The 12127-nt window shown below is 59.5% G+C and carries 13 protein-coding genes and 1 tRNA gene; all 14 read left to right on the top strand.

The window, feature by feature from the left end; translation table 11 throughout:
* Positions 1-13 precede the first annotated feature (13 nt).
* Entirely contained in the window at positions 14-400 is a 387-nt protein-coding gene (gene secG / locus BLW02_RS03765; protein ID WP_092697098.1) for a preprotein translocase subunit SecG, read from the top strand.
* 113 nt (positions 401-513) lie between these two features.
* Positions 514-598: transfer RNA gene (locus tag BLW02_RS03760), tRNA-Leu, on the top strand.
* Positions 599-671: 73 nt separating this feature from the next.
* The gene (locus BLW02_RS03755; RefSeq protein ID WP_026436480.1) at positions 672-1031 is read left to right on the top strand and encodes an NADH-quinone oxidoreductase subunit A; all 360 of its coding nucleotides are present in this window, start codon (positions 672-674) and stop codon (positions 1029-1031) included.
* Positions 1032-1055: 24 nt separating this feature from the next.
* Complete coding sequence (locus BLW02_RS03750) at positions 1056-1535, top strand: NuoB/complex I 20 kDa subunit family protein (protein ID WP_007849129.1); 480 nt, start codon at positions 1056-1058, stop codon at positions 1533-1535.
* A gap of 10 nt (positions 1536-1545) precedes the next feature.
* On the top strand, positions 1546-2154 hold the full coding sequence (locus tag BLW02_RS03745) for an NADH-quinone oxidoreductase subunit C (protein WP_092697216.1): 609 nt from the start codon (positions 1546-1548) through the stop codon (positions 2152-2154).
* A 27-nt stretch (positions 2155-2181) separates the two neighbouring features.
* Positions 2182-3435 (top strand): NADH-quinone oxidoreductase subunit D, encoded by a 1254-nt coding sequence (locus BLW02_RS03740; protein WP_092697097.1) that lies wholly within the window; start codon positions 2182-2184, stop codon positions 3433-3435.
* Complete coding sequence (locus tag BLW02_RS03735) at positions 3432-3923, top strand: NADH-quinone oxidoreductase subunit NuoE family protein (protein WP_092697096.1); 492 nt, start codon at positions 3432-3434, stop codon at positions 3921-3923. Before BLW02_RS03740 ends, BLW02_RS03735 begins: the two co-directional genes overlap by 4 nt.
* On the top strand, positions 3920-5275 hold the full coding sequence (gene nuoF, locus BLW02_RS03730) for an NADH-quinone oxidoreductase subunit NuoF (protein WP_092697095.1): 1356 nt from the start codon (positions 3920-3922) through the stop codon (positions 5273-5275). The genes BLW02_RS03735 and nuoF overlap by 4 nt, the downstream gene beginning before the upstream one ends.
* 15 nt (positions 5276-5290) lie before the next feature.
* Positions 5291-7426, top strand: coding sequence for an NADH-quinone oxidoreductase subunit NuoG (gene nuoG / locus BLW02_RS03725; protein ID WP_092697094.1), 2136 nt, complete (start codon positions 5291-5293; stop codon positions 7424-7426).
* On the top strand, positions 7423-8505 hold the full coding sequence (nuoH, locus tag BLW02_RS03720; protein WP_092697093.1) for an NADH-quinone oxidoreductase subunit NuoH: 1083 nt from the start codon (positions 7423-7425) through the stop codon (positions 8503-8505). The genes nuoG and nuoH overlap by 4 nt, the downstream gene beginning before the upstream one ends.
* A 12-nt stretch (positions 8506-8517) precedes the next feature.
* Positions 8518-9030: an NADH-quinone oxidoreductase subunit NuoI gene (gene nuoI, locus BLW02_RS03715; protein ID WP_092697092.1), complete on the top strand. Its 513-nt coding sequence runs from the start codon at positions 8518-8520 to the stop codon at positions 9028-9030.
* A 52-nt stretch (positions 9031-9082) separates the two neighbouring features.
* Positions 9083-9751: an NADH-quinone oxidoreductase subunit J gene (locus tag BLW02_RS03710; protein WP_026436488.1), complete on the top strand. Its 669-nt coding sequence runs from the start codon at positions 9083-9085 to the stop codon at positions 9749-9751.
* Positions 9748-10056 carry an NADH-quinone oxidoreductase subunit NuoK gene (gene nuoK / locus BLW02_RS03705; protein WP_026436489.1) on the top strand — a complete coding sequence of 103 codons (309 nt, stop codon included), beginning with the start codon at positions 9748-9750 and terminating at the stop codon, positions 10054-10056. Before BLW02_RS03710 ends, nuoK begins: the two co-directional genes overlap by 4 nt.
* A gap of 28 nt (positions 10057-10084) precedes the next feature.
* A complete protein-coding gene (gene nuoL, locus BLW02_RS03700; RefSeq protein WP_092697091.1) occupies positions 10085-12124 on the top strand; it encodes an NADH-quinone oxidoreductase subunit L in 2040 nt (679 codons plus the stop codon).
* Positions 12125-12127 lie beyond the last annotated feature (3 nt).

Here is a 12127-nt window from a genome sequence, read left to right as displayed (position 1 = left end):
GAGTGAACAGAGAATGAATGTGCTTGTGAATGTGATTTTGGGTGTGCAGATGCTGACGGCGCTGGGCATGATTGGCCTGATCCTGGTCCAGCATGGCAAGGGTGCCGACATGGGGGCCGCTTTTGGCAGCGGCTCCTCGGGTAGCCTGTTTGGTGCCAGTGGTAGTGCCAACTTCCTTTCGCGCACCACGGGCGTGCTGGCCACGGTGTTCTTCGTGGCGACGCTGGCGCTGGCTTATTTTGGCAATGTGCGTCCCGCCAGTTCGGGCAGCGTGCTGGAAACGCCGGCTGCAGTGGTTCCCGCGGCTTCGGTGGAAGCGCCTGCGACGGCAGGATCGAATACGGTGGTTCCTGCGCCTGCAGCGCCCGCCTCGGGTGCAGCGCAGATCCCGACGAAATAAACTGCACTAAATTGGTTTTCTGGCTCCGGAGCAGGGTTTTTCCGGAGTAGAATTCCGGATTGTCTGGAAAGCCAAAACCGCAAGGTTCCTCATGCCATCCAGATGAAAAATCAGCCGTCGTGGTGAAATTGGTAGACACGCTATCTTGAGGGGGTAGTGGCGAAAGCTGTGCGAGTTCGAGTCTCGCCGACGGCACCAAAACAAAGGCCTGCCTGCATGACCCGGCCAGGGTTCTGACGGGCAAGGCCACAGCGGTGAGCACATCCTCCAGATGAACCTCGAACAGTACCTCCCCGTCCTTTTGTTTATCTTGGTCGGCATCGCCGTAGGTGTCGTTCCCCTGGCCCTGGGGTATGTGCTGGGCCCCAATCGCCCGGACGCGGCGAAGAACTCCCCTTACGAATGTGGCTTCGAAGCCTTCGAGGATGCGCGCATGAAATTCGATGTGCGCTACTACCTCGTGGCCATTCTCTTCATCCTGTTCGATCTGGAAATCGCCTTCCTGTTTCCCTGGGCCGTGTCGCTGCAGGAGGTAGGGATTACCGGCTTTGTCGCCGTGGTGATCTTCCTGGCCATCCTGGTCGTGGGTTTTGCCTACGAGTGGAAAAAAGGCGCCCTGAACTGGGAATGAGCGGGCTTCACAAGGACTGATGCAATGATTGAAGGCGTGATGAAGGAAGGCTTCATCACCACGAGCTACGACTCCGTGGTGAACTGGGCCAAGACCGGATCCCTGTGGCCCATGACCTTTGGTCTGGCATGCTGCGCGGTCGAGATGATGCATGCCGCCGCTGCGCGCTACGACATCGGGCGCTTTGGTGCCGAGGTGTTCCGCGCCAGTCCGCGACAGTCCGATCTGATGATTGTTGCCGGCACGCTGTGCAACAAGATGGCACCGGCTTTGCGCAAGGTGTATGACCAGATGTCGGAGCCGCGCTGGGTTCTGTCGATGGGGTCGTGCGCCAATGGCGGTGGCTACTACCACTACAGCTATTCCGTGGTGCGTGGCTGTGACCGCATCGTGCCGGTGGATGTGTATGTGCCTGGCTGCCCGCCCACGGCCGAAGCGTTGATCTACGGCATCATCCAGTTGCAGCAGAAGATCCGCCGCACCAACACCATTGCTCGTGTCTGAAGGGTTGATGATGACTGCTGTTGCCATTCGGCCGGAAAAACTCCAAGACAACATTGCTGCGGCCCTGGGCGCCCGGGCGCTCCAAATCACGGTGGCCCTGGACGAAGTCACGGTGGTGGTGGCTGCTGCTGATTACCTGGATGCCATGCGCGTGTTGCGCGATGCCGAGGGTTGCCGCTTCGAGCAGCTCATCGACCTGTGTGGCGTGGACTATTCTGCCTATGCCGACGCCGTGAACGAGGGTGCCCGCTATGGCGTGGTGTCGCACCTGCTGTCCGTCAGCCTGAACCAGCGCGTGCGCGTCAAGGTGTTCTGCCCGGACGATGATTTTCCGGTGGTGGCGTCGGTGTCCGATCTGTGGAACTCGGCCAACTGGTACGAGCGCGAGGCCTTTGACCTGTTCGGCATCGTGTTCGATGGCCACAGCGACCTGCGCCGCATCCTGACCGACTATGGCTTCATCGGCCACCCCTTCCGCAAGGATTTTCCGCTGTCCGGGCATGTGGAAATGCGCTACGACACCGAGCAGCGGCGCGTGGTCTATGAGCCCGTGTCCATCGAGCCTCGGGAAATCACGCCCCGCATTATTCGCGAAGACAAGTACGGAGGCCTGCACTGAGCCGCTGGGCGTCTCACGTGATCCATCATGGCGGAAATCAAGAACTATTCCCTGAATTTTGGTCCGCAGCACCCGGCCGCGCACGGTGTGCTGCGTCTGGTGCTGGAGCTCGATGGCGAAGTGGTGCAGCGCGCCGACCCGCATATTGGTCTGCTGCACCGGGCTACCGAAAAGCTGGCCGAGCACAAGACCTATATCCAGTCGCTGCCTTACATGGACCGGCTCGATTACGTCTCGATGATGTGCAACGAGCATGCCTACTGCCTGGCGATTGAAAAACTGCTGGGCATCGAAGTGCCGCTGCGCGCGCAGTACATCCGTGTGATGTTTGCTGAAATCACGCGTCTGCTGAACCACCTGATGTGGCTCGGCTCGCATGGCAACGATTGCGGCAGCTCCACCATCCTGATCTACACCTTCCGCGAGCGCGAAGACCTGTTTGACATGTACGAAGCCGTGTCCGGTGCGCGCATGCATGCGGCGTATTTCCGGCCCGGCGGTGTGTACCGTGATCTGCCGGACAGCATGCCGCAGTACAAGGTCAGCAAGATCAAGAATGCCAAGGCCCTGGAGGCCATGAACAAGAACCGCCAGGGTTCGATGCTTGATTTCATTGACGACTTCACCCAGCGCTTCCCGGGTTGTGTGGACGAGTACGAAACCCTGCTCACCGACAACCGCATCTGGAAGCAGCGCACCGTGGGTATCGGCGTGGTGACGCCCGAGCGGGCGCTGAATCTGGGGATGACCGGTCCCATGCTGCGCGGCTCCGGCATTGCGTGGGATTTGCGCAAGACGCAGCCCTACGACGTTTACGACCGCATGGACTTCGACGTGCCTGTGGGCAAGACGGGCGACTGCTATGACCGCTATCTGGTGCGCATGCAGGAAATGCGCGAGTCCAACCGCATCATCAAGCAATGTGTGGACTGGCTGCGTGCCAACCCGGGGCCAGTGATCACCGACAACCACAAGATTGCACCGCCTGATCGCGAATCCATGAAATCCAACATGGAAGAGCTGATCCACCATTTCAAGCTGTTCACTGAAGGGTTCCATGTTCCCGAGGGCGAAGCCTATGCGGCAGTGGAGCATCCCAAGGGGGAATTTGGCATCTATCTGGTGAGCGATGGTGCCAACAAACCCTATCGCCTGAAGATCCGTGCCCCCGGTTTTGCGCATCTGGCCACGCTGGATGAAATGGCCCGGGGCCACATGATTGCGGACGCCGTGGCCATCATTGGGACCATGGATATCGTGTTCGGAGAGATTGATCGATGATTACCGAAGCGACCAAAGCGCGATTCGCGCGAGAAGTGGCCAAGTACCCGCCGGAGCAGAAGCAGTCGGCCGTGATGGCCTGCCTGTCCATCGTGCAGCAGGAGCAGGGCCATGTCAGCGAAGCCAGTGAAGCGGGTATTGCCGAGTACCTCGGCATGCCGCAGATCGCCGTGCACGAAGTCACCACCTTCTACAACATGTACAACCAGCAGGCGGTGGGCAAGTACAAGCTCAACGTCTGCACCAATCTGCCATGCCTGTTGCGTGACGGCGGCAAGGCGCTGGAGCACCTTGAGCACAAGCTGGGCATTTCCATGGGGGAAACCACGTCGGACGGCCTGTTCACCCTGCAGCAATGCGAGTGCCTCGGTGCCTGCGCCGATGCGCCCGTGATGCTGGTGAACGACCGCAACATGTGCAGCTTCATGGGCAATGACAAGCTCGACCAACTGGTTGACAGCCTGCGTGCAGTGGAGGCCAAGCAATGACGACGGCTGCCCAGGTGCTTGCACAATTCCAGGCGGCAGGTGTCGAAACCTGCTTCCATGACCGCCACATTGCGCCCCAGATCTACGCCGACCTGAATGGCTCCAACTGGGGTATCAAGGACTATGAAGCGCGTGGTGGCTACCAGGCGCTGCGCGCCATCCTGGGCAAGGATGGTGGTGAGGGGCTCACGCAGGACCAGGTGATTGCGACCGTGAAGGAGTCCGGTCTGCGGGGTCGTGGCGGTGCGGGTTTTCCCACCGGCCTGAAGTGGAGCTTCATGCCACGGCAGTTCCCCGGGCAGAAGTACCTGGTGTGCAACTCGGACGAGGGTGAGCCAGGTACTTGCAAGGACCGCGACATCCTGATGTACAACCCGCACATCGTGATCGAGGGCATGATCATTGCTGCCTACGCGATGGGTATCAGCGTGGGCTACAACTACATCCACGGTGAAATCTTCCAGGTCTACGAGCGCTTCGAGGCCGCGCTGGAAGAGGCGCGCGCTGCGGGTTATCTGGGCAACGGCATCCTGGGCAGCGGCTTTAGCTTTCAGCTGCATGCGCACCACGGGTTTGGCGCGTACATCTGCGGCGAAGAAACGGCCTTGCTCGAATCGCTGGAAGGCAAGAAGGGGCAGCCCCGCTTCAAGCCGCCATTCCCGGCCAGCTTCGGCCTCTATGGCAAGCCCACGACCATCAACAACACCGAAACCTTTGCGGCGGTGCCGTGGATCATCCGCAACGGTGGCGCAGCCTACCTGGCCTGCGGCAAGCCTAACAATGGTGGTACCAAGATCTTCTCGGTCAGTGGCGATGTGGAGCGTCCCGGCAATTACGAGGTGCCCATGGGCACGCCGTTTGCCAAGCTCCTCGAATTGGCGGGTGGTGTACGGACGGGGCGCCAGCTCAAGGCCGTGATTCCTGGTGGTTCGTCGTCACCCGTGTTGCCGGCATCCATCATCATGGAATGCACCATGGACTATGACTCCATTGCCAAGGCCGGCTCCATGCTGGGTTCGGGTGCCGTCATCGTCATGGACGATTCGCGCTGCATGGTGGAGTCCCTCAAGCGCCTGTCCTATTTCTACATGCATGAGTCGTGCGGACAGTGCACGCCATGCCGCGAAGGCACGGGCTGGCTCTGGCGTCTGGTGGACCGCATCCATCGTGGTGAGGGTCGTCCTGCCGACATGGAGGTGCTCGATTCCGTGGCCAGCAACATCATGGGACGCACCATCTGCGCCCTGGGCGATGCTGCGGCAATGCCTGTGCGCGCCATGATCAAGCACTTCCGCCCCGAGTTCGAAGCGTTGATCCGGAACAAGACCCCTCAGGCTGCGCCCTCTGCCTGATCGCGAGAAAAGCATATGGTTGAAATTGAACTGGACGGTCAGAAGGTAGAAGTCACCGAGGGCTCCATGGTGATGCATGCTGCCGAAAAGGCTGGCACCTACATTCCCCACTTCTGCTATCACAAGAAATTGTCGATTGCGGCCAATTGCCGCATGTGCCTCGTGGACGTCGAAAAAGCGCCCAAGCCCATGCCTGCATGCGCCACTCCGGTGACGCAAGGCATGATCGTGCGCACCAAGACCGACAAAGCCATTCAGGCGCAGAAGTCGGTGATGGAATTTCTGCTCATCAATCACCCGCTCGATTGCCCCATCTGCGACCAGGGCGGGGAATGCCAGCTGCAGGATCTGGCCGTCGGTTATGGCGCTTCCTCGTCGCGTTACGAAGAGGAAAAACGCGTGGTGCTCCACAAGGATGTGGGCCCGCTGATCTCCATGGAGGAGATGAGCCGTTGCATCCACTGCACCCGCTGTGTGCGCTTCGGCCAGGAAGTGGCTGGCGTCATGGAACTGGGCATGATCCATCGGGGTGAACACTCCGAGATTACCACCGTGACGGGCGAAACGATCGATTCCGAGCTCTCGGGCAACATGATCGACATCTGCCCGGTGGGTGCGTTGACCAGCAAGCCTTTCCGCTACAGCGCCCGCACCTGGGAGCTTTCGCGCCGCAAGTCGGTCAGCCCCCATGACTCCACCGGCGCCAACCTCATTGTCCAGGTGAAGAATCACAAGGTCATGCGCGTCGTTCCGTTTGAGAACGAAGAGGTCAACGAATGCTGGATTGCGGACCGCGACCGCTTTTCGTATGAAGCGCTCAACGGCGACGAACGCCTGACCCGGCCCATGCTCAAGCAGGGCGGCACCTGGCAAGAGGTGGACTGGCAGACGGCACTCGAATATGTCGCCAACGGTTTGCGCTGCGTTCGCAACGACCATGGCGCTGGCGCTATTGGCGCCCTGGTGAGCCCGCACAGCACGCTGGAAGAGCTGTATCTGGCAGGCTCCCTGGTGCGTGGACTGGGCAGCGAGAACATCGACTACCGGCTGCGCAATGCCGAATTCCCGGCACCAGCCGGAATTCGCTGGCTGGGCACCTCCATCGCATCGCTTTCCACTTTGCAGCGTGTGCTGGTGGTCGGCTCCAACCTGCGCAAGGACCATCCGCTGTTTGCACAGCGTATTCGCCAGGCAGCGCGCCATGGTTGTGCGGTCAGTGCCATCAATTCTGAAGTTTATGACTGGGCCATGCCCGTGGCACACACGCTGGTGCAGCAGTCCGGCGCATGGGAACAGGCGCTCGCCAGCGTTGCCGCCGCCATTGCCCAGGAAAAAGGCATACCGGCTCCCGATGGGACCGCTCCGGTGGACGGCTCGGCTTTGGCCATCGCCCGTTCCCTGCTGGGTGGCGAGCGCAAGGCCATCTTGCTCGGGAACGCAGCTGCGCACCATGCACATGCCAGCCGCTTGCTGGCGCTGGCGCAGTGGATCGGTGAACAGGCGGGCGCCACGGTGGGTTACCTCACGGAGGCTGCCAACACGGTGGGAGCACAGTTTGCCGGTGCCATGCCTGTCAACGGTGGTCAGAATGCCGGCCAGATGCTTGGTGGAAGCCTGAAAGCTGCCATCCTGCTGAATACCGAGCCCGCCTTTGATGCGGCCGGTGGTGAAGCCGCTTGTCAGGCGCTTGCCAAGACCGATATGGTGGTCACGCTGAGCCCGTTCAAGGCCAACATGGCTTTCAGCGATGTCTTGCTGCCGATTGCACCATTTACCGAGACATCGGGCAGCTTTGTGAACGCCGAAGGCCGTTTGCAGAGTTTCCATGCAGTCGTCCGGCCGTTGGGTGAAACCCGGCCTGCCTGGAAGGTGCTGCGGGTGCTGGCCAATCTGCTGAACGTTCCGGGTTTTGATTTCGAGACGTCCCAGGATGTGCTTGCCAAGGCGACCGGCACTCCGGCAGGTGGCACGGCAACGGTGTCATCTGCGCTGTTGAATAACGCCCAGGCCATGCTGCCACAGGCTGCCAACTCTGCAGTGGGTGAGCCGGTCGTGGCGTCCATCTACCAGCTGGACGGACTGGTGCGACGGGCCACTTCGTTGCAACTGACGGCGGATGCACGTCGTGCGCAGGAAGGAGTCGCGGCATGATTGATGCAATCCACAACGCAGGTTTGAACCTGTTGAGCTATGGCTGGTGGACTGCCATCGTCTGGCCCGTACTCTGGATCCTGCTGAAAATTGTGGTGATCCTGGCGCCGCTGATGGGTGCGGTTGCCTACCTGACGCTGTGGGAGCGCAAGCTGCTGGGCTTCATGCAGGTTCGCCATGGTCCCAACCGGGTCGGCCCCTTCGGACTGCTGCAGCCGATTGCGGACGCCTTGAAGCTGCTGACCAAGGAAATCATCCAGCCTACCGCGGCGAGCAAAGGCCTCTTTGTGCTGGGGCCGGTCATGGCCATCATGCCCGCACTGGCGGCCTGGGTGGCGATTCCCTTTGGCCCAGACGTCGCTCTGGCCAATGTGAATGCGGGCCTGCTGCTGGTGATGGCCATTACTTCCATCGAAGTCTATGGCGTGATCATTGCCGGGTGGGCGTCCAATTCGAAGTACGCCTTTCTGGGAGCATTGCGGGCTTCGGCGCAGATGGTCAGCTATGAAATCGCCATGGGCTTTTGCTTCCTGGTGGTGATCATGGTGTCTGGCAGCATGAACCTGACCGAAATCGTGATGGGGCAGGGGCGTGGCATGGCCGCCGACAAGGGTTTGGGTTTCCTGTCGTGGAACTGGTTGCCCCTGCTGCCGATTTTCCTGGTGTACCTGATCTCCGGCGTGGCAGAAACCAACCGCCACCCGTTTGACGTGGTGGAGGGAGAGGCCGAGATTGTGGCGGGACACATGGTTGAGTATTCGGGCATGGGTTTTGCCATTTTCTTCCTGGCCGAATACGCCAGCATGTGGCTGGTGTCCATTCTGGCCGCGCTGATGTTCCTCGGTGGCTGGTTGTCTCCCATTGACAGCGCGCTGTTCAACTGGATTCCGGGCTGGATCTGGCTGGGTCTGAAGACCTTTGCCGTGGTGTCGATGTTTATCTGGATCCGGGCGACTTTCCCCCGTTTCCGGTACGACCAGATCATGCGTCTGGGCTGGAAAATCTTCATTCCGGTCACGCTGGTGTGGCTGCTCATTGTTGGCGGGTGGTTGCTCTCGCCGTGGAATATCTGGAAATAAGCGGGGACACAAATGACTGCTGTTGCTGCTGCTGCACCTTTTTCGTTCAAAGACTTTCTCAAGAGCTTCATGTTGGTGGAGCTGGTCAAGGGCATGGCCCTGACCGGACGCTACGCCTTTCGCCGCAAGGTGACGGTGCAGTTCCCCGAGGAAAAAACGCCTTTGTCGCCGCGTTTCCGGGGGCTGCATGCATTGCGCCGCTATGACAACGGTGAAGAGCGTTGCATTGCCTGCAAACTGTGTGAAGCTGTCTGCCCTGCGATGGCCATCACCATCGAGTCGGATGTGCGTGAGGATGGATCGCGCCGCACGACGCGTTACGACATCGACCTGACCAAATGCATCTTCTGTGGATTTTGCGAAGAGAGCTGCCCGGTGGACTCGATCGTTGAAACGCACATCCTCGAATACCACGGGGAGAAGCGGGGCGATCTGTATTTCACCAAAGACATGCTTTTGGCGGTGGGTGACCGCTACGAAGGTGAAATCGCTGCGGCCAAGGCCGCTGACGCCAAGTACCGCTAATGCGGTACTGATGCGAGTTCCTTAGGCCAGACTTTCTACAAAGAACCGATTCATGGACGCCAAGACTGGTTTTTTCTATCTCTTCTCGGTGGTGCTGCTGTTCGCAGCATTCCGGGTGATTACCGCGCGCAATCCCGTGCATGCGGTGCTGAACCTGATCCTGGCCTTCTCTCAGGCTGCTGCGATCTGGTTGCTGCTCAAGGCGGAGTTTCTCGCCATCGTGCTGGTCCTGGTGTATCTGGGGGCGGTCATGGTGCTTTTCCTGTTCGTGGTGATGATGCTGGATATCCACATCGATACGATACGCAAGGGTTTCTGGAAGCATTTTCCGCTGGCCGCCTTCGTGGGCGCCATGATCGCCCTGGAAATGGCGGCAGTTCTCATGGGTGGCTTTCGGGGCATGGATGAACCCAAGGCCGTCGCGGTGGTGCTGGATGCGGCGGGGCAGGTGGTTCCCTACTCCAACGCCAAGGCGCTGGGCAAATTGCTCTACACGGAATATCTGTATCCCGTGGAAATTGCCGCCGTCATTTTGCTGGTGGCCATGATTGCCGCCATTGCCTTGACGCTGCGCCAGCGCAAGGACACCAAGGCGATCGACCCCTCGACGCAGATCAGGGTGCGGGCGCGTGATCGTCTGCAGGTGGTGAAACTGGCAGCAACCCAGAAGCCTGCCCCCGAAGTCGCCAGTGCACCTGCGGGCGAGGAGAAAAAAGCATGACATTGACGCTGGGCCACTTTCTTTCACTGGGCGCCATGTTGTTCGCCCTTGCCGTGATCGGTATTTTCCTCAATCGCAAGAACCTGATCGTTTTGCTGATGGCGATCGAATTGATGCTGCTTGCGGTCAATATGAATTTCGTGGCGTTCTCGCACTATCTGGGCGACATGCACGGCCAGGTTTTCGTGTTTTTCATCCTGACGGTGGCTGCGGCCGAGTCGGCCATCGGTCTGGCCATCCTGGTGCTGCTGTTCCGCAACAAGACCAGCATCAACGCGGAAGACCTCAACACCCTCAAGGGTTGAGTCGCACGCATTCCCAAGGTTCTCAAGAATGAGTCAAACCCTTTCTGCTTCAACGCTTCTGGCGGTTCCGCTGGCGCCGCTGGCGGGCGCCTTGCTGGCCGGCATCCTTGGCACCACCTTTGGTGGCAACTGGATCGGTCGACGCCTCAGCCACACGCTGACCATCCTGGGTGTGCTGGTGGCATTCATCCTGTCGGCCATGACGCTCAAGAGCGTGGCGCTGGATGGCGCACGCTTCAATGAGACGCTCTACACCTGGATGGTCGTGGGCGGGCTCAAGATGGAAGTCGGCTTCCTCATCGACAGTCTTACCGCCATGATGATGGTGGTGGTGACTTTCGTGTCGCTCATGGTGCACATCTACACCATTGGCTACATGGAGGAGGACGACGGCTACAACCGTTTCTTTGCCTATATTTCGCTGTTCACGTTCTCCATGCTCATGCTGGTCATGAGCAACAACCTGCTGCAGCTTTTCTTTGGCTGGGAAGCGGTGGGCCTGGTCTCGTATCTCCTGATTGGTTTCTGGTTCAACAAGCCCTCTGCCATCTTCGCCAACATGAAGGCCTTCCTGGTCAATCGTGTGGGTGACTTCGGATTCATTCTGGGCATTGGATTGATAGCGGCATATGCCGGCACCCTCAATTACGGCGAGGTGTTTGGCAAAACGGCTGAACTGGGCGGTCTGTCCTTCCCGGGAACCGACTGGATGCTCATCACGGTCATCTGTATCTGCCTGTTCATTGGTGCCATGGGCAAAAGCGCCCAGTTTCCACTGCATGTGTGGTTGCCCGATTCGATGGAAGGCCCCACCCCCATTTCCGCTCTGATTCACGCGGCAACCATGGTGACGGCCGGCATTTTCATGGTGGCCCGCATGTCGCCGCTGTTTGAACTGTCGGATACGGCGCTCAATTTCATTCTGGTCATTGGCGCCATCACGGCCCTGTTCATGGGCTTTCTGGGCATCATCCAGAATGACATCAAGCGCGTGGTGGCTTATTCCACCTTGTCGCAACTCGGCTACATGACGGTGGCCCTGGGGGCCTCGGCCTACTCGGTGGCCGTGTTCCACCTGATGACCCACGCATTCTTCAAGGCGCTTTTGTTCCTGGGCGCCGGTTCGGTCATCATGGGCATGCACCACAACCAGGATATCCGCTGGATGGGTGGCGTGCGCAAGTACATGCCCATCACCTGGATTACTTCCCTGCTCGGTTCGCTGGCGCTGATTGGCACCCCCCTGTTCTCGGGTTTTTATTCCAAGGACAGCATCATCGAGGCCGTCCATTTCAGCCACCTGCCAGCTGCTGGGTTTGCCCACTTTGCCGTATTGGCAGGTGTCTTCATCACGGCGTTCTATTCGTTCCGCATGTATTTCCTGGTGTTCCATGGCAAGGAACGCTTTGACCAGAATCCAGATGCGCACCATGCGGACGATCATGGACATGGTCATGGCGAGCACCATGAGCCCCACGAATCGCCATGGGTGGTCACGGTACCGCTGGTTCTCCTGGCTATCCCGTCTGTCGTGGTGGGTTTCATGTTCATCCAGCCCATGCTGTTTGGCGACTTCTTCAAGGACGTGATTTTTGTGGATGCAGTCAAGCATCCCGCCATGGCCAAACTGGCCGAAATCTTCCACGGTCCCATGGCCATGGCCCTGCATGGATTGCAGACGGCCCCGTTCTGGCTGGCGCTGGCGGGTGTGGCGTTGTCCTACTACATGTACATGGTCAATCCCGCTTTGCCCACGGCCATCAAGGCACGCGTGCAGCCGCTCTATGCGCTGCTGGAAAACAAGTACTACCTGGACTGGCTCAACGAGAACATCCTGGCGCGTGGTGCACGCGCCCTCGGCTCGGGTCTGTGGAAAGTGGGAGACCGCGCCATCATTGATGGTGCCCTGGTCAATGGATCGTGGAAGCTGGTGGGCTGGATTTCCGGCGTGGTGCGCTGGATGCAGACCGGGTTCATCTTCCACTATGCCCTGGTGATGATTCTGGGCGTGTTTGCGCTGATGACCTGGTTTGTCTGGCGCGACTATTTCCTGCAGCTCATCAAATAAGGA

It is taken from the genome of Acidovorax soli, from assembly GCF_900107605.1.
Taxonomy (GTDB): Bacteria; Pseudomonadota; Gammaproteobacteria; order Burkholderiales; family Burkholderiaceae_C; genus Acidovorax; species Acidovorax soli.
The sequence above is the reverse complement of the archived record's forward strand: the minus strand, read 5'-3'. Positions and strand labels throughout refer to the sequence as shown.